Source organism: Pseudomonas sp. GW821-FHT05D12, from assembly GCF_059419825.1.
In genome coordinates this window covers 603,476-625,850 of sequence record NZ_JBWKSN010000001.1, presented here as the reverse complement: position 1 = coordinate 625,850, position 22,375 = coordinate 603,476, and the positions used below count along the sequence as shown (strand labels likewise).

The 22,375-nt window shown below is 62.1% G+C and carries 18 protein-coding genes and 1 rRNA gene; 10 read left to right on the top strand and 9 right to left on the bottom strand.

Features of this window, described 5'->3' with window-relative positions; all coding sequences use genetic code 11:
* The first annotated feature begins 207 nt into the window (after positions 1–207).
* The 4 genes from rrf to AC07SI_RS02910 all read left to right on the top strand — a co-directional run bounded on the left by rrf (position 208) and on the right by AC07SI_RS02910 (position 4,121).
* Positions 208–323, top strand: a 5S ribosomal RNA gene (gene rrf, locus AC07SI_RS02925).
* Positions 324–555: 232 nt separating this feature from the next.
* On the top strand, positions 556–1,215 hold the full coding sequence (locus tag AC07SI_RS02920; protein ID WP_495005043.1) for a paraquat-inducible protein A: 660 nt from the start codon (positions 556–558) through the stop codon (positions 1,213–1,215).
* The gene (locus AC07SI_RS02915; protein WP_065900398.1) at positions 1,202–1,825 is read left to right on the top strand and encodes a paraquat-inducible protein A; all 624 of its coding nucleotides are present in this window, start codon (positions 1,202–1,204) and stop codon (positions 1,823–1,825) included. The genes AC07SI_RS02920 and AC07SI_RS02915 overlap by 14 nt, the downstream gene beginning before the upstream one ends.
* Positions 1,818–4,121: a PqiB family protein gene (locus tag AC07SI_RS02910; protein ID WP_495005042.1), complete on the top strand. Its 2,304-nt coding sequence runs from the start codon at positions 1,818–1,820 to the stop codon at positions 4,119–4,121. Before AC07SI_RS02915 ends, AC07SI_RS02910 begins: the two co-directional genes overlap by 8 nt.
* Before the next feature lie 172 nt (positions 4,122–4,293).
* On the opposite strand, the gene mksF is transcribed toward AC07SI_RS02910, so the two are convergent.
* Genes mksF through mksB form a run of 3 tightly spaced genes read right to left on the bottom strand, consistent with a single transcriptional unit; the run spans position 4,294 to position 9,120 of the window.
* Positions 4,294–7,134, bottom strand: coding sequence for an Mks condensin complex protein MksF (gene mksF, locus AC07SI_RS02905; protein WP_106805248.1), 2,841 nt, complete (start codon positions 7,132–7,134; stop codon positions 4,294–4,296).
* Positions 7,131–7,838 (bottom strand): Mks condensin complex protein MksE, encoded by a 708-nt coding sequence (gene mksE / locus AC07SI_RS02900; RefSeq protein ID WP_012722059.1) that lies wholly within the window; start codon positions 7,836–7,838, stop codon positions 7,131–7,133. Before mksE ends, mksF begins: the two co-directional genes overlap by 4 nt.
* Positions 7,828–9,120, bottom strand: a complete 1,293-nt coding sequence (gene mksB, locus AC07SI_RS02895; protein WP_065900405.1) for an Mks condensin complex protein MksB — start codon at positions 9,118–9,120, stop codon at positions 7,828–7,830. Before mksB ends, mksE begins: the two co-directional genes overlap by 11 nt.
* A gap of 187 nt (positions 9,121–9,307) precedes the next feature.
* On the opposite strand from mksB, the gene AC07SI_RS02890 reads away from it, so the two are divergent.
* Together AC07SI_RS02890 and rimI are read left to right on the top strand one after the other, a co-directional pair.
* Positions 9,308–10,051: an energy transducer TonB gene (locus AC07SI_RS02890; protein ID WP_065900407.1), complete on the top strand. Its 744-nt coding sequence runs from the start codon at positions 9,308–9,310 to the stop codon at positions 10,049–10,051.
* Positions 10,044–10,496, top strand: a complete 453-nt coding sequence (gene rimI / locus AC07SI_RS02885) for a ribosomal protein S18-alanine N-acetyltransferase (protein WP_003188286.1) — start codon at positions 10,044–10,046, stop codon at positions 10,494–10,496. Before AC07SI_RS02890 ends, rimI begins: the two co-directional genes overlap by 8 nt.
* Positions 10,497–10,577: 81 nt before the next feature.
* Here the strand turns inward: rimI and AC07SI_RS02880 are convergent, their stop codons facing one another.
* A complete protein-coding gene (locus AC07SI_RS02880) occupies positions 10,578–10,982 on the bottom strand; it encodes a serine kinase/phosphatase (RefSeq protein ID WP_106805246.1) in 405 nt (134 codons plus the stop codon).
* 153 nt (positions 10,983–11,135) lie between these two features.
* Between AC07SI_RS02880 and can the strand changes: the two genes are divergently transcribed.
* Positions 11,136–11,780, top strand: coding sequence for a carbonate dehydratase (gene can, locus AC07SI_RS02875; RefSeq protein ID WP_025856499.1), 645 nt, complete (start codon positions 11,136–11,138; stop codon positions 11,778–11,780).
* Here the strand turns inward: can and AC07SI_RS02870 are convergent.
* The 4 genes from AC07SI_RS02870 to AC07SI_RS02855 form a co-directional block, all read right to left on the bottom strand.
* Complete coding sequence (locus AC07SI_RS02870; protein ID WP_495005041.1) at positions 11,777–12,301, bottom strand: SET domain-containing protein-lysine N-methyltransferase; 525 nt, start codon at positions 12,299–12,301, stop codon at positions 11,777–11,779. The two genes, can and AC07SI_RS02870, sit on opposite strands and share 4 nt — an antisense overlap.
* A gap of 146 nt (positions 12,302–12,447) precedes the next feature.
* Positions 12,448–13,617, bottom strand: coding sequence for a hypothetical protein (locus AC07SI_RS02865; RefSeq protein ID WP_495005040.1), 1,170 nt, complete (start codon positions 13,615–13,617; stop codon positions 12,448–12,450).
* A 122-nt stretch (positions 13,618–13,739) separates the two neighbouring features.
* Positions 13,740–15,440, bottom strand: coding sequence for an acid phosphatase (locus AC07SI_RS02860; RefSeq protein WP_201143483.1), 1,701 nt, complete (start codon positions 15,438–15,440; stop codon positions 13,740–13,742).
* 162 nt (positions 15,441–15,602) lie between these two features.
* Positions 15,603–17,021 (bottom strand): short-chain fatty acid transporter, encoded by a 1,419-nt coding sequence (locus AC07SI_RS02855; RefSeq protein ID WP_495005039.1) that lies wholly within the window; start codon positions 17,019–17,021, stop codon positions 15,603–15,605.
* A 185-nt stretch (positions 17,022–17,206) separates the two neighbouring features.
* Here AC07SI_RS02855 and AC07SI_RS02850 point away from each other — a divergent pair, with 185 nt between their 5' ends.
* Entirely contained in the window at positions 17,207–18,496 is a 1,290-nt protein-coding gene (locus AC07SI_RS02850) for an MFS transporter (RefSeq protein ID WP_495005038.1), read from the top strand.
* A gap of 3 nt (positions 18,497–18,499) precedes the next feature.
* Here the strand turns inward: AC07SI_RS02850 and AC07SI_RS02845 are convergent, their stop codons facing one another.
* Positions 18,500–19,870 (bottom strand): GntT/GntP/DsdX family permease, encoded by a 1,371-nt coding sequence (locus AC07SI_RS02845; protein WP_106805243.1) that lies wholly within the window; start codon positions 19,868–19,870, stop codon positions 18,500–18,502.
* A 253-nt stretch (positions 19,871–20,123) separates the two neighbouring features.
* Between AC07SI_RS02845 and AC07SI_RS02840 the strand changes: the two genes are divergently transcribed.
* Both AC07SI_RS02840 and AC07SI_RS02835 read left to right on the top strand, forming a co-directional pair.
* The gene (locus AC07SI_RS02840; protein WP_213554146.1) at positions 20,124–21,029 is read left to right on the top strand and encodes a cation diffusion facilitator family transporter; all 906 of its coding nucleotides are present in this window, start codon (positions 20,124–20,126) and stop codon (positions 21,027–21,029) included.
* A gap of 110 nt (positions 21,030–21,139) precedes the next feature.
* Positions 21,140–22,360, top strand: coding sequence for a TolC family protein (locus AC07SI_RS02835; protein ID WP_495005037.1), 1,221 nt, complete (start codon positions 21,140–21,142; stop codon positions 22,358–22,360).
* Positions 22,361–22,375: the final 15 nt, after the last annotated feature.

The following is a 22,375-nucleotide window of genomic DNA, read 5'->3' as shown; positions in this document are numbered from 1 at the left end:
AGCTAACCAATACTAATTGCCCGTGAGGCTTGACCATATAACACCCAAGCAATTTGCTTGCTTCGAGCTGAAAGGCAAAAGAGCACCAGATTGCGGTGTGTGAAGACGAAATGAACCGAAAGTTCGACGCTCACAAAACACCGAAAGCTATCACATACCCAATTTGCTGAAGCGAGGCCACATGGTCACGACTCAGTACCCGAATTTCTTGACGACCATAGAGCATTGGAACCACCTGATCCCATCCCGAACTCAGCAGTGAAACGATGCATCGCCGATGGTAGTGTGGGGTTTCCCCATGTGAGAGTAGGTCATCGTCAAGATTAAATTCCAGAACCCCTGTTTGCTAACGCAGACAGGGGTTTTGTTTTGGGCGGTCGAAAAGTAAGTTGGCCGCCGCAGCCCCCGCCATCAGCTCAAGCCGTCCTAACCCCGCGATTCCCCCTATCCGGGATGTCCATGTGGGTCCCCAAGCCCCGACAAATTTGCACAGTTATTTCTGAACCAGACCACTAGAATAGGCACCTAACCTTTTTTAGAGTCAGAGCCCTATCTATGCCCGATCCGGTTGATGCCCCTGAGGTGTCGGGTTTACCACTGGACGACCTGGTGGCATGCCATGAGTGCGACTTGCTGATGCGCAAACCCAAGCTTGCCCTTGGCGAAAAAGCCCAATGCCCGCGTTGCGGTTACGAGCTGTACGCTCACCGCCACAATGTCGTTGAGCGAAGTCTCGCCTTGGTGCTCGCGGCGCTGTTGCTGTACATCCCCGCGAACTTTTTGCCCATCATGCAGCTCAATCTACTCGGGCAGTCCTCGGAAGACACCGTGTGGAGTGGCGTGGTCGGCTTGTTTGATACCGGCATGCAAGGCGTCGCCGCCGTTGTGTTCCTGTGCAGCATGGGGATTCCCTTGCTCAAGCTGCTCTGCCAGCTCGCAGTCCTGCTCAGCATTCGTTGGAAGGTGGGCCGCAGCTATGGGCTGTTGCTGTACCGCATTTACCACCACCTCAAAGACTGGGGGATGCTGGAGGTCTACCTGATGGGCGTACTGGTGGCGATCGTAAAGCTCGCCGACATGGCCTCTATCACGGTCGGCTTGGGGCTGGTGTGTTTTGTCAGTCTATTAGTGGTTCAGGTACTGCTTGAGGTGGTGATGTCGCCCCACCAGGTCTGGCAAGCGTTGTCAGGAGAGGATGATCATGCGGGCGATTGATGCAGGCATTCTGATTTGTACCGAATGCCACGAGTTGAACAAACAGGCAGCGGACACCGATGAGCAAACCTGCACTCGCTGCGGTGCGCTGATCCATGCCCGGCGTCCAAACAGCCTCACCCGCACCTGGGCGTTGTTGATCACGGCGGCCATTTTGTATATCCCGGCCAACCTGCTGCCTATCATGACCATCAATTCCCTCGGCCAGGGGGATCCCAGTACCATCATGGCCGGTGTGATCCAGTTGGTGCAGCACGGTATGTTTCCCATCGCGGCGGTGGTATTTATCGCCAGTATCCTGGTGCCCACGTTCAAGCTGGTAGGCATTGGCCTGCTACTGTTCTCTGTACAGCGCCACCAGCCGCTGTCCGCGCAACAGCGCATTGTGATGTACCGCTTCATCGAATTCATTGGACGTTGGTCCATGCTGGATATCTTCGTGATCGCCATCCTGGTGGCGGTTGTAAACTTTGGGCGACTTGCCAGTGTCGAGGCAAACCTCGGCGCCGCGGCGTTCGCCAGTGTGGTGATCTTGACGATGCTTGCCGCAGTAACTTTCGATCCCCGACTGATTTGGGATAACACGGAGTCGGACGACGACCATGAGTGATTTGCCTAAAGCTAAAACCCGCCCGGCCTCCAACTGGTCGGCCATTTGGGTGTTACCCCTGATTGCCCTGATCATCGGCGGTTGGTTGGGGTGGCGCGCCTATTCCCAACAGGGCATCGAGATCCAGGTGCGCTTTGAAAGTGGCGAAGGTATCCAGGCCAACAAAACGGAAGTGGTCTACAAAGGTATGTCCGTGGGCAAGGTCAAGACCTTGGCCCTGGACGACGAGGGCAGTAACCGCGGGGTGATTGCCACCATCGAGATGAACAAGGACGTCGACCAATATCTCAAGACCAATACGCGCTTCTGGCTGGTCAAGCCGAGTGTCAGCCTCGCCGGTATTACCGGCCTGGAAACCTTGGTGTCGGGTAATTACATCGCTGCCAGCCCGGGTGATGGTGAGCCCACGCGCAAATTCAAGGCGCTCTCCGAAGAGCCGCCGTTGTCAGACGCCAAGCCCGGCCTGCACCTGACCATCAAGGCCGATCGCCTTGGCTCGCTGAACCGTGGCAGTCCAGTGTTCTATAAACAGATCCAGGTTGGCCAGGTCAAAAGCTACCTGCTTTCCGAGGACCAGAGCACCGTAGAGATCAAGGTCTACATCGAGCCGACCTACGCGAGCCTGGTGCGCAAACACACACGTTTCTGGAACGCCAGCGGCATCAGCATCGACGCCAACCTTTCCGGCGTGAAAGTACGCAGTGAATCGCTCTCCAGTATCGTCGCCGGCGGTATTGCCTTCGCCACGCCGGAGAACCGCAAGGACAGCCCGCCGACTGATCCGAGCCTGCCGTTCCGCTTGTATGAAGACTTCGACGCCGCCGCTGCTGGCATCAAGGTCAAGGTCAAGCTCACCGACTTCGAAGGCCTGCAGGCTGGACGTACGCCCGTCATGTACAAAGGCATCCAGGTCGGCAGCCTGAAAACCTTGAAGATCGACCCTGACCTGTCCAGCGCCAATGCCGAGTTGACGCTCGACCCATTGGCCGAAGACTACCTGGTGCAGGACACCCAGTTCTGGGTGGTCAAACCCTCCATCTCCCTGGCGGGCATCACCGGGCTGGAAGCCCTGGTCAAGGGGAACTACATCGCCATTCGCCCTGGTGACAAAGGCAGCGCGCCGCAACGCGAATTCGTTGCGCGGGCCAAGGCACCGCCGCTGGACCTGCGCTCCCCAGGCCTGCACATGGTGCTGTTCACTGACAACCTCGGCTCCCTAGATGTCGGTAGCCCGATTCTCTATAAACAGGTCAAGGTCGGTTCGGTGCAGAGCTATCAGTTCTCGCGCAAGAACAAGCAACTGGTGATCGGCGTTCATATCGAGAAGGAATACGAAAACCTGGTCAACGGCTCGACGCGTTTCTGGAATGCCAGCGGCGTCACCCTGACCGGCGGGCTCACTGGCGGCATCCAGGTGAAAAGTGAATCCCTGGCCAGCTTGATGGCGGGCGGTATCGCCTTCGAAACCCCGGAATCCAATGTGCCGCTGAAAAAGCGCATCCCGCGCTTCCGTCTCTTTGCCGATCGCGAGGCCGCCAATCAACGCGGCACCCTGGTGACCATCAAGGTCGACCGCGCCGACGGCATGCGTCCTGGCACGCCGGTGCGTTTCAAAGGCCTGGATGTCGGCAAGATCGAGAGCGTCGACCTGAGCGCCGATATGCAGTCGGTGCTGCTCAGCGCGCGCATCACCCAAGTGGCGGATCGCATCGCGCGTGTCGGCAGCCAGTTCTGGGTGGTAAAGCCTGAGCTGGGCCTGATGAAAACCTCCAACCTGGAAACCCTGGTTACCGGGCAGTACATTGAGGTGCAGCCGGCGGCGAAAAATGCCGGTCCACAGAAGAGCTTTGTCGCGCTGGATCAGCCGCCTGAAGCGGTCCACCAAGAGGCAGGCCTGAGCCTGACACTCAGTGCCGCACGGCGTGGTTCGTTGAAGGAAGGCGTACCGGTTACTTACCGCGAAGTCACCGTGGGCAAAGTCACCGGCTACGAGTTGGGCCAGACCGCCGACCGCGTGCTGATCCACATCCTGATCGAGCCGAAGTACGCGCCGCTGGTACGCGGTGGCAGCCGCTTCTGGAACACCAGCGGTTTCGGTCTCGATTTTGGCCTGTTCAAAGGCGCAACGGTACGCACCGAGTCGTTGGAGACCCTGGTCTCCGGCGGTATCGCTTTCGCCACGCCGGACGGCGAGCGCATGGGCAACGCTGCACGGCCGCAGCAAACCTTCCCGCTGTTCGACAAGTTCGAAGAGGAATGGCTGACTTGGGCGCCTAAAATTCCGCTCGGCAAATAAACCGAGGCGAGGCTATCGCGGGCAAGCCCGGCTCCCACATTCGACTGCATTCCTATAGGAAAACCCGGTCAACTGTGGGAGCCGGGCTTGCCCGCGATGAGGCCCTCAGCAACACCAAAAAAAAGGCCGCGATCCATAAGATCGCGGCCTTTTTGCATTTCACTGCTGCCGATCAGACTTCATCCAGCTCCGGCTCGTCCGCCTGCACATTCACCGTCGCCTTCACCACATCGTGACGACGGATGTACTTCCAGTCCGCCTCATCAATGTAGATCCCATTCGGCCCGCTGCCGCCTTCCAGGTCGATCGCCACTTGCGCAGACACTTGCGGTTTCACACTGGCAAGGATCGGCACAAAGCCCAATTGCAGACTGGTTTCGAGCAGCGCCGCCTGGTTCTTTTCATCGATATCCGCGGCCTCGTCGAGGTAGTACGGCAAGCGCACGCGCCCGGCCTGGTCACGGTCCATCAAGTGCAGCAACAAGTACATGTTGGTCAGCGCCTTGATGGTCATGGTGGTGCCGTTGGATGCCGCGCCGTCGATGTCGGTGTGGATCACCGGCTGGCCATGCACCTTGGTGATCTCGAACGCCAGCTCGAACAGGTCCTTGAGGCCCAGCTGGTTATGGTTGGCGGCTACCAGGCGGGCCAGGTATTCCTTGGCCTCTTCGTTCTTATTGTCCTGCTCGGCGCTCTGGCTGAGGTCGAACACCGACAGGGTCTCGCCTTCTTCATACTGACCGGCACTGTGGATGATCTGGTCGATATGCTTGAGGGCTTCCTTGTTCGGCGCCAGCACGATGCGGAAGCTCTGCAGGTTGGAAACCTGGCGCTTGTTGATCTCGCGGTTGAACAGCGCCAGCTGGTGTTCCAGGCTGTCGTAGTCACTGCGGATATTGCGCAAGGTCCGCGCAATGTCGGTCACCGCCGCACGGCGGGCCTTGCCCAGGGTCAGGGCTTCGTCGGTGCGGTGGGCATAAGCGTTGATCAGCAGTTGCAGGCGACGCTCGACGTCATCCTCGCTGTCGAACTTGGCCACGCCCTTGAGGCGCACCTGGGCGTACAGCGCTTCGATCTGGCCATCAGCGCGCAGCAGGCCTTGCCAGCTGTCCTGATAGTCATTGAGCAGCGGCAGCAGGTTGTCCATGGAGTCGTCGACCGGGTCCATGAACGGCGTGCCGAATGGCAGGTCTGCTGGCAACAGCTGGCGGCGGCGCAGTGCGTCGTCGAGGGTGCGTTGCTTGGCTTCCATATCACCGATCTGCCGGCCGACCAGTTGCAGCTTGGCCGACAGTTGCTGGACACGCTCGGTGAAGGCATCACTGGAGCGCTTGAGCTCATCCTGCGCGGCTTCCATCTGCGCCAGGCTTTCCAGTTTCTCGTCTTCTTCGGCGCTCAGGGTTTGCGCGCGGCGGAAGTCTTCCAGCGCCTTTTGCGCGTCCAGCACCTGCTGATACAGCGCCTCGGTCTGAGTCTTGCTCGCGGCGCGGTCAGAGGCTACGGCCTGCTGGGTCTTGAGTTGCTTGAGTTCTTTTTCCAGGCGCTCTTTCTGGTCGCGCAATGCCGCGCGATCCGCCAGGGCCTGCAAGGCCGGTGGCTCGATGTGCGAGATGTCGATGGACAGGCCCGGCACTTCGAAGCGCTCGCCCTTGAAGCCATCGAGGATCAGCTCCAGGGATTTGACCCACTGCCCGTCCTCGTCCAGCGTGATCCCATGCTCACCCAATGGCAGGCTGAACAACGAACTGTTGAACAGGCGCATCAGGCGCTCGACATCCTGCTGTGAGAATTCTTCGCGCAGTTTGGCGTAGCTGTTGTTGTCCGCATGATCGAGCTGCTGCTTGACCGACTTCAGGCGTTTTTCCAGGTCGCGCAAGCGCTCGTCGAGGTCTTCGGCGCTGAACTGCCGCGACTGCGCCAGGGCGCCCGCCAGTTCGTCGTGAGCATCCTTGGCCGCCAGCAGTTGCTGCTCGAGCACCTTGACGTCATCCACCAGGGCGAAGCGATGCTTGAGCACCGACAGCTCACCCAGCCAGCGCTGGATGCCGCTGATCTCGCGCTCCAGGCGCATCAGCTCCTGGGTGCCGCCACGCTGGTCGTTCTGCAGCGCATCCTGCTCGTTGCGGTAGTGTTCGGCCTGGATCGTCAGCTCTTCCTTGCGCGCACTGGCGTAGTCCGACCAGGTGCCCAGCAGCGAGTCCAGCAGCGGCGACAGCCGATGCAGCTTGCCACGCAGGATGTCGCGCTGTTTCACGCCATTGGCGAGCGCCTCGACCAGCGGGCCGGCGGCCACCAGCGAGTGGTAGTCCTGTTCCATGCGTCGCACGTCGCGGAAGGCTTCTTCGCACGCTGCGATGTAGTCCACGCTGCCCGAACGCAAGCTGTGTTCGAATGCATCGAGGAACAGCTGCTTGAGCTTGGCCGCGGTGATTTCACGCATGTGCAGCAGGTTGATAAACAGCGCGCGGAAGGTCTTCAGGCTCTGCTCGCTGGTGGAGCGCAGCGGGATCAAGGTCAGGTCCAGCGGGATCGACGTATGTCCGCCGACCAGCAAACGGCGCAGTTCATCCGGCTTGAGTTCGTAGGCTTTCAGGCCTTCGCGCTCAAGGTTGGTGAACAGCTCTTTCTGGCGCAGGCAGGTATCGTTCTTCTGGTAATGCGCCAGGTCGAGCTTGCCGGCATAGGCAAAGAACTGGTGACCGAAACCGCCGCCCGGACCGCGCCCGACCACGCCGATCACGTGAGGGCCGTGGGGCAGCGACACTTCCACGAGGATGTAGCTGGTGTCGGTGGCGAAGTAAAAGCGCCGCGATTGTTCCAGGGTGTACTTGCCGAAACTCATGTCCGACATGCGCGCCAGGATCGGGAACTGCAGGGCGTTGATCGAGGCGGATTTACCCAGGTTGTTCGCGCCATACACCGACAGCGGCTCTTCCAGCGGGAACAGGCCCAAGCTGTAGCCGGCGGTGTTCAATAGGGCAAAGCGGCGGATGCCGTAGCGTTCCTTGCTCATGCGTCGGTCTCCTGTTCTTCGGCAATGGCGCGGGCCAGGGCGTCTTCTTCGCTTTCGTCGGCAAAGTCGCTGAGGTCCAGCGGGTCATCGGTCTTCAGCAGTTTTTCATCGCTGTCTTCGTCGATGATCACCGGTGCCGGCAGCGGCAACACGCTGTGCACGCTGGCGGCGAGATCGCGGTCCTGTTGCACCGACAGGCACACATCGAGGAAGCGGTGCATCGGCGGCAGGAAGCGATAGATACCGTTGTCTTCGCTGGCAAAACCCAACTGGGTCATGCGGCGCATGATTTTTTCTTCGAGCTCTTCCTGGGTCTGCACTTCGGCCTGGATAAACAGGTCGCGGTACTTCTCCAGCAGCGATGGCAGCTCATCGCGGCCGAGGCTGCCACCGTCGAGCACGGCGATCGGGTCACGGCCCTGGTCGGCCAGGTGCTCGACGATGATGAAAGTGAACAACGCCAGGCGCTGGGCAGTCTTGTTGACCTGTGCGCTGGCAATCGCCGAATCCGGCACGAAGTAGTAGAAACCACGGGTGTCACACACCAGCTCAAAGCCCAGGGCCTTGAACAGCGTGCGGTACTGGTCCTGGAAGTTCGACAGTTGCGCGTACAGTTCCGGGTCGCGGCGGCTGACGTGGTAACCCTTGAACAGCTCGCGAAAGATCGGCGCCAGCTGGGACAGTTCGGATAGATCAAGATGCATGCGAAGTCCTTACATTAGCGGTGCTCGCAGAGTTCTCGGCGGCGTCAGGCGTGGCCGGGAGCAGGGCGAATGAGCGCAGGCTGACCTGGTGCTCGTGCGTGTGGTAATCGCGGCGTTCCAGGCGTTCGCGCTTGAAGCGTTTTTCGCGGGACAGGCGTGAGAACCAGTACAGCAATTCGTCGGTGGCGCCGTCCGGTTCCTGCTCCAGCAGCCAGGTCATCAGGTCCGGCATCGGCAGCGCGTCTTCGCAGCGCTCGAGCATTTCCTTGACCGTGCGCGGTGCACGCTGGGCGTCGCCCTTGTGGGATTTGTGCGCCTTGGGGAAACGCGCCGGTTTCGGCTCGAAATTCGCCAGGGCATACACATAGGCCTCGACCTGGCTGGCGCTGCCGAGGAAGGTGCTTTGCGGCCGGGTAAACATTGGCATCGCCGCCTGCGGCACGGCGTCCAGGCCCTTGCGACGGATGGCCGACAAGGCCAGCGCCGCGCCACGGGTCACGGCGTTGTGCCGGCGCGCTTCTTCGCGCAGCGGCAGCAGCAGCTCGCGGGCATGGCGCAAGGTCAGCTGGGCGCTGGTCTGCATTTCGAGGATGCGCGCGTGGGTGCGCAGCAGCATGTCGTCGTCCACCAGGTGGCCGAGGCGCTGCTGCTCGGTGAGCATGCGCAACAGCACGTTCTCGACCTTGCGCACGCCTTGTTCGAAGGCGCCGTCGGCGTTCACCAGTTGGATCATCGGTTCGACGTATTCATCCCAGGTCGCCAGTACTTCGGCGTAGCGCTGGCGCAACGGGATCTGCCGGTCGCTGGTCTTGGCGCGGTCGGCCACGGCGGCGAGGGCCTGTTCGTCGTTGGCGAGTTTTTTCAGTACGTCGCGCACGCGCATATCCAGCAGGCGCAGTTGGCGGGCCAGATCATGGCCATCACGGATGTCGAAGGCGTCCTGGATGTAACCGGCCAGGCGCTCGAGGTGGCGCAGGTAGGCTTCGATTTCCAGGCACAGGCCAAGCCGGTGCTCCTTGCGAAGATAGGCGAGGAAGTCATGGATCTGGGCGTTGAGCTCGAAACGGTTCGGGCTCTTGGCGACAGGCACCAGGATATCCAGGCGAATCCACACGTCCAGCAGGCTGGTGATGTCCTGGGGCGTGCTGTCCAGTTGTTGGGCGGCCAGTTGAGCGCGCAGCTCGCCGAGGCTCAGGGTGCCTTGGTCGAAGTGTTCGCACAGTGGCTCGAGTAAGGCCCAGTGTTCGGCGAGGGCGCGCAGGACGCGCTTGGGTTCGATCATGGGAATGGCCGGCTGGTTGGCGATTAAAAGTCGCGATTGTACTGCATCGGACGCGGGATTTATCCACAGCCGGTCAGTGCGCAGTGGGCGATTGTTACCGAACAGCGGTAGAATCCCCGCTCTTAACTTATCCACAAGTGGCCGAGCTGTGCTTATCGAGTCCCGACGTCGCGCTTACTTGACCGCCATGCAGGTGGTCAATTGGCTGCCCCGCACCGAACTGCCGTTTGCCGCGCCGTCGCGGCCCGAGCTGCTGGAGGCGTTCGAGCCCTATGAGGCCTTGCAAGCGTCCGGCGAGGAGGCTGCCGCGCCGGTCGCGGTGGTAAAGCCCGCTCCCGAGGCGCGTCCGGCGGTCGAGCGGGCCAAGATCGAAGTGCCACGCCCGTCACCGGTGGCCAAGCCGGTGGTGGCTGAAGAAGCCGCGCCGGTGGTCAAGGCTGCGGTGGTTCCGCCGCCGCGTTTTGCCCTGCAATTGCTGCGCGCCGGGCGTTGCCTGCTGCTGGTGGAATTGCCCACCGGCGAGCGTTTCCAGACGCGCGATCCTGCCTACATGCTGCTCAAGGACATGCTGCGCGCCGCCGGCCTGCCCGACAGTCCGCAGATCGTCGGCGATCCGGTGCGCTGGCCGCTGTTGGTACGCGGCACCATGGACCAGGGCCCGGAAGCCGCGCGGGATTTTGTCCAGGGTTTTGTCTCGGCGCGCCTGGAGGATGAACCCTGCGTGTGCCTGTGGCTGATCGGCCTGCCCGCCGTACGATTTGCCGGCGAAGCGAATGCCGAGTCCTGGTACCGCGAGCTGCAGGTCGAAGGCCTGGGCTCCGTGTGGGCCCTGCCGGGCCTGGAATTATTAATGGAAGAGCCACAGCGTAAGGCTGATGTCTGGCAAGCCATGCGCCGGCTGATGGCGCGCTGGAAAACAACCGATGAGTGAGGCTTTATCCTTCCGCCCGATGACCGAGGCTGACCTCGACGCCGTGCTGAAAATCGAATACGCGGCGTTCAGCCATCCCTGGACCCGCGGGATCTTTCTTGACGGGCTGGGCAAGTACCAGATCTGGCTGATGTTCGAAGGCGAGCAGCAGGTGGGCCACGGCGTGGTGCAGATCATCCTCGATGAGGCGCATTTGCTGAACATCACCGTCAAGCCGGAAAACCAGGGGCGTGGCCTCGGCCTGGCGCTGCTGGAACACCTGATGTCCCGCGCCTATGCCGCCAATGCCCGCGAATGTTTCCTGGAAGTGCGCGACAGCAATACCGGCGCGTTTCGCCTGTATGAACGCTATGGCTTCAATGAAATCGGCCGTCGTCGGGACTATTACCCCGCCGTAGGTGGCCGTGAGGATGCGGTCGTGATGGCCTGCACCCTGGTCGATTGATGCAGGAGCCCGGCTTGCCGGCGATGGCGATCTCAACGACGCACTCGCCCGCAAGCCGGGCTCCTACAGGTTGACGGGGTATCAGCGGTTGCCGTCTACCGGGTCGATATCCGCCAGCTCAGCCTCATCCAGGCCATTGCCGCCGCCAATCTCGTCTTCATCGACGATACTCAGGTCCCAATCCGCCTGCTCACCTTCGCCGGCTTCCTGGGCATCCCGCGCGCCGTCTTCATGGATCAGCGTTTCCGGGCTCATATCATCATCCGTCGACTCATGATCATCGGTTGAAGCCCCGGTCAACCCGGCCTCGCGCACCCGCTCGTCGGGCATCAAGTGCTCACGCTCACGGCGGGGGATTTCCTCGCCGATCTCCGCCGTCGGCTCTTCCTGGTCAAAGTCCAGCTCGCGCATCTCGCCCATGCGGTCTTCGTTGTCATCAATCGGTTCCGGCTGCGTAGCGCCGTAGGGACGTCGTGATTCAGTCATGGCCAATCCTCATGCTGTGGGGCTTATAGTGTGTGGACAGGCGTCGTTCGCTAAAGATTCAAGCTAATTGGCAATCGGTATTCTTTCGCGGCGGCGTGACCCGGACGAGCGGTCGTCTGTCAAAGCTGCGCATCATTCCTGAGGCTTTCCCTGATGAACGAACTACAAGACCTGCTTGATAACAATGAACGCTGGGCGGATGCGATCAAACAGGAAGATCCCGAATTCTTCGCCAAGCTCGCCCGCCAGCAGACCCCGGAATACCTGTGGATCGGCTGCTCCGACGCCCGCGTACCGGCCAACGAGATCGTCGGCATGCTGCCGGGCGATCTGTTCGTACACCGCAACGTGGCCAACGTGGTGCTGCACACAGACCTCAATTGCCTGTCGGTGATCCAGTACGCGGTTGACGTACTCAAGGTCAAACACATCCTCGTCACTGGCCACTATGGCTGCGGCGGCGTGCGCGCCTCGATGCAGGACCGCCAGTTCGGCCTGATCGATGGCTGGTTGCGCACCATTCGCGACCTCTACTACGAAAATCGTGACGTGCTGGCGCAGTTACCCACCGAAGAGGAGCGCGTCGACCGTCTGTGCGAGCTCAACGTGATCCAGCAAGTCGCCAACGTCGGCCACACCAGCATTGTGCAAAATGCCTGGCACCGTGGGCAGAGCCTGTCGATCCATGGCTGCATCTATGGCATCAAGGACGGCCGCTGGAAGAGCCTGAACACCACCATCAGTGGTTTCGAGCAACTGCCGCCGCAGTATCGCCTGCGCCCCTTGGGCGAAGCCTAAGGCCGTTTGCGCTCGCGCCACTGCACCATGAACTGCTGGCCCTCGGCATTCAGGGGTTCGTCGCGACCGGTGATCCAGCGCCGGCAGTTCAGTTCGCCGCAATGGCACTTGAACTGCCGGAACAACGCATCCTCGGTGCTGGCGTAATCCAGGGTCAACGGGGTGCCGGCGCCTATGGGCTGTACGGTCCAGAGTTCCAGGTAGGTGGTGTCGAAAAACACATTCGGATTGCACGAGTGCCTGAGCAGGCCGCAGAACCAGCAGTCGTATAAATGGATGCGCGGCGACAGTTGCAACGTGTGCGGGCGCCGCTCGCTCACGGCGTAGCCGGAGACCTGGGCAATTCGCATGCGTCCGTCAAACGCGATGCGTGCCTTGACCCCGCTGCCGGTACTGTCGCTACCCTGCATGACCTGGAAATGCCGATACGACGGATAGCCTTGCTCAACGAGCAGTGTCTTGAAGGGGTACAGGCAGTCATTTGCAGCCGTTTTAGCCTTATCCATGGCCTGAGTTTTCATGACTCTCCTTGGTGGGCTGCATGGACCTGCGGATGGTGGCTGACTACCAGTCTTGCAGCAGATGGGGGCGGCACAAGATTCGCCGAAGATCGATCCGCTGGCTACTGTCAAACCTGACAGTAGCCAGCGGATTTTTTTTGTGCGCTTTATAGGGCGGGGACGCTGATTTCCGGGGCGGGGGCGGCATTCTTCAGCTGCCTGAGCTGGGCTTTGATCGCGGGCGTGGCGCATTTGGCATTCGCCTTTTCCGGCGACAGGTTGCGCACCGAGGTATAGAACAGCTCGCAGGTCTGCTCCTTACGCGTGACCTGCCACGTGTTCATGCAGGCCTTGAGCAGCACATTGGGATCACTCGCCGGTTTCTGGCCCATCCCGGCCTGCCAGCAGGCTGCGCTCAGGTCCTGGCCCATCACCGTCAGGCCGGCTTCATCGGCTTTTTGTTCATTGCCGTCATAGCTGGCGGGGTCCGCCGCATACCAGATGTAGCTCGGGTGATTGGCGCCCAGTACCGAGACACTCTTGCCTGCGGCCGGGCTGATCTGCACAAGGCCCAGTACCGCCACGGACGGCCCGTATTGTTGCTTGATCCAGGCGCGCACCGGCGAACCGAACGCCACCATCGGTAACGAGCCGTTGGCCGGCAGGCTCAGCTCCCGGACCATGCGCGTCTGGTAGTCGGTGAAGTAGTCGTAGACGTTTTCCAGGTCCTTGCCCGCCGTGGACGGGGCTGCAATGGGCGCGATATCGATGATGGTCTGGTAGGCCGGGGTTTCGCCGGCCGGCACGCCATTGTCAGTGAGCAACGTGGCCCAGCGGTCGGAGGTGGCCGATTCCAGGTAGTCCTGGGCCTGGGTCAGCGAGTAATCCGGAGGGAAATGCAGCAACTCGATGCTCTTGCGTTTTTCCAGGGCCATGCCCAGCGGCAGGAACAGGTACCAGTTGTAGGCCCACTTGCCGTCGCTGTTGAGCTTGCTGGCGCCCTGGTAGGCGAGGTCGGCGGTGTCGAGCAGCGCGGTGAGTGGCTTGCCATAGTCGTCGGGCACACCGCTGAAGGTGGCCGAGAGCTGGTCGTCATGGGTCTTCACACTGACCTTGGCTCGACTGTAACCGTCACGCTGCAGGCTCTGGTTCAGGTAATGCTCCACGGTCTGCTCCAGCGTCCATGGCCGAAAGCAGATCACGTTGCAATTGTTGGGGAAGGCGAACAACTGGGTGACGCGTTGCGTGCTGCCCAGTGGTACCTCGATATCAGCCTGTACGACCGCACTCGCCAGCAGTGCGGCCAGGGTGCAGGACAGCCTGGTCGGTTTAAACATGCTTGATTCCTTGTCAGCGAAGGCCCGTCTGCGCGGGATGAAAGCGCCACCCTTCAAACAGTAGCGGCTGACCAGGAAAATGCGTGCTAAATCGCCAGGCGTGTCGCTATTGGATAAGAAGCCTACACGTTGAACTGCAACGCATTGCTCAAGTCACCCATGGGTTTCTGGCCGCGGGCGATCATCGCGTCATCGCGCTGCTTGAGACCGTCGAGCGTCTCCAACTGGAAAACCCGCGTAATCAGCCGCAGGATCGACGCGGTGTCGTAGACCGTATGGTCGACCGTGCCTTTGCGTGCAAAGGGTGAGACCACCAGTGCCGGAATCCGCGTGCCCGGGCCCCAGCGGTCGCCTTTGGGCGGCGCCACGTGGTCCCACCAGCCGCCGTTTTCATCGACTGTCACCACCACCACCATGTTTTTCCACTGTGGGCTTTCCTGCAGCACCTTCAACGCACGGGCGATATGCCGGTCGCCGGAGGCCACGTCGGCATAGCCGGCGTGCATATTCAGGTTGCCCTGGGGCTTGTAGAAACTCACGGCCGGCAGCTTGCCCGCCTGGGCGTCGGCGAAGAACTTGTTGGTGCTGGACTCATCGCCCAAGCCGCCGTCACGCAGACGCTTGTCACGCTCTGCGCGGTGCTCGGGACCTTGCTGCTTGAAGTAGTTGAACGGCTGGTGGTGGTACTGGAAGTTGGGGATTTTCGGAATGCCGCCCGAATCCTTGAACTGCTCCAGCGTGGCCTGCCAGGCGCCGGCGTACCAGGCCCAGTCGATGTTCTTTTTCGACAGCTTGTCGCCGATGTGCTCGTGGGTTTGCGGCACCAGCACGTTGGGCAGGTCGGGTTTGGAATAGTCCGGGTTTTCCGGGTCGCGGATCCAGGTTGGCCAGTAGGGCGGAGCCAGGGTGTTTACGCCGTAGCCGTCCGGCGTCAGCGCACTGGGGCCGAACTGCGGCGGGCCGGTCATGGCGCTGGCCGGGGACTTGTCCAGCGGCTTGAGGCGCGGGTCGGTGGGATCCTCGCTTTGCAGCGTGGCAATCTGCGCCTTGGCCACCGATTGCGCGGCATTCGGATAAAACGGCGCAGTGGCGCTGATCAGGTATTGGTGGTTGAGGAACGAGCCGCCGAACGCGCCCTGGAAGAAGTTATCGCAGAGCACGAACTCCTTGGCCACGTCCCACAGGCGCAGGGAATAGCGGCTCTGCGCGTAATGGCCCATCACCAGGCCGCCGGAGTCGCCCCAGGCGACGAAACCGTCATTCTTGCCGCCGTTGATCTGCATCTGGTTCTGGTAGAACACGTGCCACAAGTCGCGGGTGACCAGGCTCAGGGGCAGGTCCTCGGCGTTCGGACCCTTGAGGGCAAACGGCGCGTTGGGCAGGTTTTCCTGGAACTGCACCTCGTTGGGATAAGTCACCCCGTCCACGCTTTGCGGGCCGACTTGCAGCACGCCGCCCCAAGCTGGGGGCAGGGTGGTCAACAGGCTGCCATCGCGATCGCGCTGCTGGTATTGGCCGGCGGAAAGGGCCGACAGCGGCTTCTCCAGGCCGGGGAAATCCGCAAACAGGTTGTTGAAGCTGCGGTTCTCGGCGTAGATTACCACCACGGTTTTCACCTGGTCGCGCAACGCCTTATCCAACTCCTGCGGGGTCAGTGGCCGCGTCACCGGTTTACCCGGGGCTTCGCCGGTATTGCCACAAGCACTCAAGGTCGCGCCGACCCCCAATACCGCCGCGCCCCCTAGGAAGCGCCGGCGGCTGGTGTCTACCGGCGGTTGGGCTGCGGAATCTGGGGCAGGGCGGTCTTCGTGCTCGTCACTCATTGCGGGGAGTCCTTGCGGGAGATTGTTGCAAGATATTTCGCAGGACGGTAGCAACGCAATGTGACGGAATTAAGGCAGCTGCAAGCTACAAGCTACAAGCTACAAGCTACCAGCTTGAGGCTTGCGGCTTGAGGCTTGAGGCTTGAAGCTTGAAGCTGTGACCTACGGCATGACGGGGGGGAGATATTTCAGTGTCGTCCCGAGTGCCCACAGCAGGAACAACACCAGCGGCGTGTGTACCAGCAGTTGCACGAACGAAAAGCCGATCAAGTCTCGCGCTTTCAGCCCCAATACCCCGAGCAGCGGCAGCATGTAGAACGGGTTGATCAGGTTCGGCAGCGCCTCGGCCGCGTTGTAGATCTGCACCGACCAGCCGAGGTGGTATTGCAAGTCATTGGCCACTTGCATCACGTAGGGCGCTTCGATGATCCACTTGCCGCCGCCCGACGGGATGAAGAAGCCCAGCACCGCCGAGTACACGCCCATCAGCAGGGCGTAGGTGTCGTGGGAGGCGATGGAGGTGAAGAAGGTCGAGATATGGTGCGCCAGGGTCTGGCCGTCGCCGCCCTTGACCACCGTCATCAGGGCGGCGATCGAGCCGTACAGCGGGAATTGGATCAGCACTCCAGTGGTGGTTGGCACGGCGCGGGCCACTGCGTCGAGGAAGCTGCGCGGGCGCCAGTGCAGCAGGGCGCCGACCATGATGAACAGGAAGTTGTAGGTGTTCAGACCCGAAATCGCGCTGATTGCCGGTTTGGTCGAGAACTCATGGAACAGCCAACCGGCCGCCAGCAGCGCCAGCAGGACGGTCAGGAGTGGGCTGTGTTCGAGCCATTCGCCCGGGCGAGTGGGAGGCTGCGGCTTGGGCAGGTTGAAAGCCGGGTCGACGCCGCAGGCCTTGGCGTCACGCGCGCTGTTCGGGCCCGGGGCGGTGGCATAGGCGATGATCAGCGAGACCACGATCAGCGCCAGCAGCAACACGCCGGATTGCCACAGGAAGATGGTCTCGGTGAACGGGATCATCCCGGTGATCGACAGGATCGACGGCGGCAAGCTGGCCGGGTTGGCCTGCAGTTGCGCGGCCGACGACGACAGCCCCAGCGCCCACACCGCGCCCAGGCCCAGATAGGCCGCCGCACCGGCTGCGCGGTAGTCCATGCGCAAGTCCGTACGACGCGCCAGTGCGCGCACCAGCAAACCGCCGAACACCAGGGACAGGCCCCAGTTGAGCAGCGACGCCACCATCGAAATCAACGCCACCCAGGCCACGGCGGAGCGGCCGCTCTTCGGGATGCGCGCCAGGCGGTCGATCAGCTTGACCGCCGGCGGCGAGCTGGCAACCACGTAGCCGCCGATCACCACGAAGGCCATCTGCATGGTGAACGGAATCAGGCTCCAGAACCCATCACCAAAGGCCTTGGCGGCCTCGGTCGGCGCGGCGCCCATGCCCAGGGTCGCCACGGCGACGATGATCACGGCGAGGGCGGCGAACACCCAGGAGTCGGGGAACCAGCGTTCGGCGAAATTGGAACAACGCAGGGCAAATCGGGCATAGCGGCTTTCTTCGATAGCATCGGCCACGAGTCTTTCCTCTTGTATTTATTATGGTGTTGGCAGTTTTACGGCATGTTCCGCTACGGCCATTCATATGGGAATGCAGTTATCTTCATCGATCCATGAGGAAAACAAATATATCTGCCGCGATTGCCATCATCCGGCCCAGCTCATAACCTGCACGCCATTTTGTTTGTCTGCCGAGCCATCACATGACTGCCACCTTTTCTCCACAGGCGCAGCGTTTTTCCCGCTCCGACTACAAAACCCTGGGCCTGGCCGCCCTCGGTGGCGCGCTGGAAATCTACGACTTCATCATCTTCGTATTCTTCGCGCTGACCCTGAGCCAGCTGTTTTTCCCGCCGGAAATGCCCGAGTGGCTGCGCCTGCTGCAAAGCTTCGGGATCTTCGTCACCGGCTACCTGGCACGCCCGCTGGGCGGCATCCTGATGGCGCACTTTGCCGATCACCTGGGGCGCAAGCGCGTGTTCAGCCTGAGCATCCTGATGATGGCGTTGCCCTGCCTGCTGATGGGGATCATGCCCACCTACGCGCAAATCGGTTATTTCGCACCGCTGATCCTGCTGGTGCTGCGGGTGCTGCAAGGTGCCGCGGTCGGCGGTGAAGTCCCCAGCGCCTGGACGTTCGTCGCCGAGCACGCGCCGCCGCATCATCGCGGCTACGCCCTGGGCTTCCTGCAGGCCGGCCTGACCTTTGGCTACCTGCTCGGTGCGCTGACCGCTACGCTGCTGGCACAAGTCTTCACCCCGGTCGAAATCCTCGACTACGCCTGGCGTTTTCCCTTCCTGCTCGGCGGTGTGTTCGGCGTGATCGGCGTGTGGCTGCGCCGCTGGCTGAGTGAAACCCCGGTATTCCTCGAAATGCAGGCCCGCCGCCACGCGGCTGCCGAACTGCCGCTGCGCACGGTATTGCGCGACCATCGCGCCGTGCTGCTGCCGGCGATGGTCCTCACCTGCGTGCTCACCTCGGCCGTGGTCGTGCTGGTGGTCATCACCCCGACCATGATGCAGAAAACCTTTGGCATGAGCCCCAGCCACACCTTCGCCTTGAGCGCACTGGGCATCGTCTTCCTGAACATCGGCTGCATCCTCGCCGGCCTGCTGGTGGACCGCATCGGCGCCTGGCGCGCGGTGCGGGTCTACAGCGTGTTGCTGCCGTTGGGGGTCGCGCTGCTCTACGCCAGCCTGATCAACGGGGGCGTGTGGCTCGGCGCGGCCTACGCCGTGGCGGGCTTGAGTTGCGGGGTGGTGGGCGCGGTGCCCTCGGTGATGGTCGGGCTGTTTCCGGCGCCGGTGCGGGTGTCGGGAATTTCCTTCACCTACAACATCGCCTATGCACTGTGGGCGAGCACTACGCCTCTGCTGCTGATTGCGCTGATGCCGACCAGCCCGTGGATTTGCGTGGGGTATTGCGTGGTGATGGGCGCGGTGGGGGTGGGAAGTGTGGCGCTGTTTGGCAAGCGCCACACCCTGGTTGGCTGAAACTCAGGTCAAAAAGTGCCAGAGCAGCAGGGTACCGATCAGGCCGACGACCGACACAATCGTCTGCAACACCGACCACACCCAGATCGTCTGCTTCAACTGCAGGCCAAAGTACTCACGCACCATCCAGAACCCGGCGTCGTTGACGTGGCAGAAGAACACCGAGCCGGCGCCAATCGCCAGTGCCACCAATGAACTCTGGGTGGCGGCCAACCCGGCCATCATCGGCGCGAGGATACCGGCCGTGGTGGTCGTGGCGACCGTCGCCGAGCCGGTGGCCTGGCGCAACGCCACGGCAATCAACCAGGCCAGCAACAGATACGGCATGTGGGCGCCTTCGGCGACTTTGCTGATGGTCTGGCTGACGCCGGCGTCGAGCAGGGTTTGCTTGAGGCCGCCGCCGGCGCCGATGGTCAGCAGCAGCACGGCGATGGGCGCGAGGGCTTTGCGCAGGGTGTTGCCGACTTCGGCGCGCGGCATGCCGGCGGCCCAGCCCAGGCAGATCACGGCGGCTATCACCGCGAGGCCGAGGGCGATCAGCGGTTCACCGAGGAATTTCAGGGTCAGGCCCACGGTGCTTTCCGCCGGCAGGGCGACTTTGGCCAAGGTGCTGCCGAGCATCAGAATCACCGGCAACAGGATGATCAACAGCGACACGCCAAAACTCGGCTGGCGCGGCGCCTTGGGCGGTGCACTGAACAGTGCGCCGATGTCGGCCGGCTCATCCACGTGCAGGCGCTTGGACAGCCAGTTGCCGTAGAGCGGGCCGGCGAGGATCACCGCCGGCACCGCCAGGCAGAAGCCCAGCAGCATGGTCAGGCCGAGGTCGGCGTGCAACGCGCTCACTGCAATCAGCGGCCCGGGGTGCGGTGGCATCAAGGCGTGCAGGGTGGTCATGCCCGCCAGCGCCGGAATGGCGATTTTCAGCAGCGGCTGGTTCGAACGCTTGGCCATCACAAAGATGATCGGCACCATCATCACCAGGCCCACTTCGAAGAACAGCGGCAGGCCGATCACCATCGCCACCAGCGCCATCACCCATGGCAGCGACTTGCCCTTGCCCAACCCCAGCAGGGTGGTGGCGATGCGGTCGGCGGCGCCGGATTCCGCCATCAGTGCGCCGAGCATCGAGCCCAGGGCAATGATGATCCCGGCTTCACCGAGGATCGCCCCGGCGCCTTTGCTGAAGGCCTTGGCCACTTCTTCCGGCGGCAGTCCGGCACCGACCCCGGCGATAAAGGTGCCGATCAGGATCGACAGAAACGGTGGCAACTTGGTCGCGCTGATCAGCACGATGATGCTGGCGATGGCCAACAGGACGCAGAACATAAGGCGGGTGTCGTGAACCATCCACGCGGCAGTCGATAACTCCAAAACGGGACTCCTTATCGAACAGGTTGGGGAAATTGTTTCTTTTTGTTTCCTGCTCGAAAAGCATACCTGATACAACGGTTCCAGAGCGTACCTGTGCGATTTTGGTGCGCTCGACAATAACGTGCCAATGGCCCGCCGATGACAATTGTGCAACCTATGGCAATGAGTCAGGCCTATAGCTCTATGCTCACCCACACACCTGTGGGAGCCGGCACGCCAGCGCCTGCCGCCACCAACATCACGAGGGTTGCTCATGAGTGCAGGACACAGCCACGCCCAAGTCCGCGCGGGCCACGAGCGCAAGTTATGGTTCGCCCTGGGGCTGACCACCAGCTTCATGATTGCCGAAGTCATCGGCGCCTTTGTCACCGGTAGCCTGGCGCTGCTGTCCGACGCCGCCCACATGATGACCGACGCCCTGGCCCTGGCGATTTCCCTGGTGGCCATTCAGGTCGCCAAGCGCGCCGCCGACCGCAAGCGCACCTTTGGGTATGCGCGGTTTGAAATCCTGGCAGCCGCTTTCAATGCACTGCTGCTTTTCGCCGTGGCGTTTTACATTCTGTATGAGGCCTATCAACGCCTACAGGCGCCTGCGCAAATCCAGTCCACCGGCATGCTGGTGATTGCGGTGCTGGGGCTGATCGTCAACCTGATCGCCATGCGCCTGCTCAGCGCTGCCAGCGGCGAGAGCTTGAACGTCAAGGGTGCCTACCTGGAAGTCTGGAGCGACATGCTCGGCTCCATCGGCGTGATGATCGCGGCGGTGGTGATCATGTTGACGGGCTGGGGTTGGGTCGACTCGCTGGTGGCGGCAGCCATCGGCTTCTGGGTACTGCCGCGCACCTGGAGCTTGCTCAAGGAAAGCATGAACGTACTGCTGCAAGGCGTGCCGGACGGTATCGATATCGACCAGGTGGAGCAGGCCATTCGCGCCATTCCCGGGGTCAAGGATGTGCATGACCTGCACATCTGGGCACTGACCAGCGGCAAAAACGTGCTGAGCACACATCTGGTGACCGATTCGGCGCTGGACACTGAGCACAAGATCCTCAGCCAGGTGACGGAAATGCTGCATGAACAATTCGATATTTCCCACGCTACCGTCCAAGTCGAAGGCGACGGTTTTGTGCACGACGAACATGACGAGGTGCACGCCTGATCCTGGCTAACGGATTTGTAATGTTCTGCCCACCGCCCTGATAAGTACCGAAAGCTACATTGCCCCCCGCTGGGAAACCTCAGCGACTTCATGGGCGTGGAACTTTCGTTATGGCAATTTCTGTTAGAACACTGTTGGGAGCGGTGGCGTTGTGGGGCGTCGCTGCGGTGGCCCAGGCGCAGACCCTCACCCTCGATGCAGCCCTGCAAACCGCCTTCGCCAACAACCCCGACCTTGCCGCCGCGCAGTGGGATATCGACATCGCCGAAGGCGGTCGCCAGCAGGCGGGCTTGATCCCCAACCCGGTGGCGTCCTGGGATGCCGAAGACACGCGGCGCGATACGCGCACCACCACGATCAAACTGAGCCAGACCCTCGAGTTGGGCGGCAAGCGCGGTGCGCGCATTGACGTGGCCACGCGTGCCCAGGATGCCGCAGCGCTGACCCTGGAGCAGCGGCGCAACACGCTGCGCGCCGAGGTGATCGACAGCTATTACGGCGCCCTTCGCGCCCAGGAACGCCTCGACCTGGCGCAACGTTCCATGGCATTGGCCGAGCGTGGCCTGGTGGTCGCCAACGGGCGCGTCAGCGCTGGCAAGTCGTCGCCGGTGGAGGCCACGCGCGCCCAGGTGCAGCTGTCAGAGATTCGCCTCGAACTCAACCGCGCGCAGATGGGCCTCACCGACGCCTACCGCCGTCTGGCCGCGAGTACCGGCAGCGCGTCGACCGACTTCCAGGCCGTCGCCACACAGCCTCAGTCCACCCCTTCATTACCGCCGGCGAGTCAATTGCTCGCACGCCTGGAACAGACCGCCGAGTTGCGCCTGGCCGAACTGCAGATCCTGCAGAACGAAGCCAGCGTGGGCCTGGAAAAAGCCCAGCGTATTCCCGACCTGGATGTGTCCATCGGCAGCCAGTACGACGCCAGCGTGCGCGAGCGGGTCAACCTGGTGGGCGTGTCGATGCCGATCCCGCTGTTCAATCGCAACCAGGGCAATGTCCTCGCCGCCAGCCGCCGCGCCGACCAGGCCCGCGACCTGCGTAACGCCGCCGAACTGCGCTTGCGCACCGAAATCCGCCAGGCCCTGGACCTGTGGCACACCGCCAATACCGAAGTGCGCGCGTTCAACCAGCAGATCCTGCCGGCTGCGCAAAGCGCGGTGGACAGTGCCACGCGGGGCTTTGAAATGGGCAAGTTCAACTTCCTCGAGGTGCTGGACGCCCAGCGCACGCTGATTGCGGCCCGCACCCAATACCTCACGGCAACCGCCCAGGCCACCGAGGCCTGGGTGCGTATCGAACGGATTTACGGCGACCTCGCCCGGTTTTGATTTTTTCTGGAGTGG

What these genes read in the sequence shown, in the direction of transcription:
- AC07SI_RS02870 (WP_495005041.1), bottom strand. Translation starts at nt 12,301, where the DNA reads ATGAAAACTCAGGCCATGGATAAGGCTAAAACGGCTGCAAATGACTGC.
- AC07SI_RS02860 (WP_201143483.1), bottom strand. Translation starts at nt 15,440, where the DNA reads ATGAGTGACGAGCACGAAGACCGCCCTGCCCCAGATTCCGCAGCCCAA.
- AC07SI_RS02840 (WP_213554146.1), top strand. Translation starts at nt 20,124, where the DNA reads ATGAGTGCAGGACACAGCCACGCCCAAGTCCGCGCGGGCCACGAGCGC.
- AC07SI_RS02835 (WP_495005037.1), top strand. Translation starts at nt 21,140, where the DNA reads ATGGCAATTTCTGTTAGAACACTGTTGGGAGCGGTGGCGTTGTGGGGC.
- AC07SI_RS02890 (WP_065900407.1), top strand. Translation starts at nt 9,308, where the DNA reads ATGCAGGTGGTCAATTGGCTGCCCCGCACCGAACTGCCGTTTGCCGCG.
- AC07SI_RS02915 (WP_065900398.1), top strand. Translation starts at nt 1,202, where the DNA reads ATGCGGGCGATTGATGCAGGCATTCTGATTTGTACCGAATGCCACGAG.
- rimI (WP_003188286.1), top strand. Translation starts at nt 10,044, where the DNA reads ATGAGTGAGGCTTTATCCTTCCGCCCGATGACCGAGGCTGACCTCGAC.
- AC07SI_RS02850 (WP_495005038.1), top strand. Translation starts at nt 17,207, where the DNA reads ATGACTGCCACCTTTTCTCCACAGGCGCAGCGTTTTTCCCGCTCCGAC.
- mksE (WP_012722059.1), bottom strand. Translation starts at nt 7,838, where the DNA reads ATGCATCTTGATCTATCCGAACTGTCCCAGCTGGCGCCGATCTTTCGC.
- mksB (WP_065900405.1), bottom strand. Translation starts at nt 9,120, where the DNA reads ATGATCGAACCCAAGCGCGTCCTGCGCGCCCTCGCCGAACACTGGGCC.
- AC07SI_RS02865 (WP_495005040.1), bottom strand. Translation starts at nt 13,617, where the DNA reads ATGTTTAAACCGACCAGGCTGTCCTGCACCCTGGCCGCACTGCTGGCG.
- AC07SI_RS02920 (WP_495005043.1), top strand. Translation starts at nt 556, where the DNA reads ATGCCCGATCCGGTTGATGCCCCTGAGGTGTCGGGTTTACCACTGGAC.
- AC07SI_RS02880 (WP_106805246.1), bottom strand. Translation starts at nt 10,982, where the DNA reads ATGACTGAATCACGACGTCCCTACGGCGCTACGCAGCCGGAACCGATT.
- mksF (WP_106805248.1), bottom strand. Translation starts at nt 7,134, where the DNA reads ATGAGCAAGGAACGCTACGGCATCCGCCGCTTTGCCCTATTGAACACC.
- AC07SI_RS02910 (WP_495005042.1), top strand. Translation starts at nt 1,818, where the DNA reads ATGAGTGATTTGCCTAAAGCTAAAACCCGCCCGGCCTCCAACTGGTCG.
- can (WP_025856499.1), top strand. Translation starts at nt 11,136, where the DNA reads ATGAACGAACTACAAGACCTGCTTGATAACAATGAACGCTGGGCGGAT.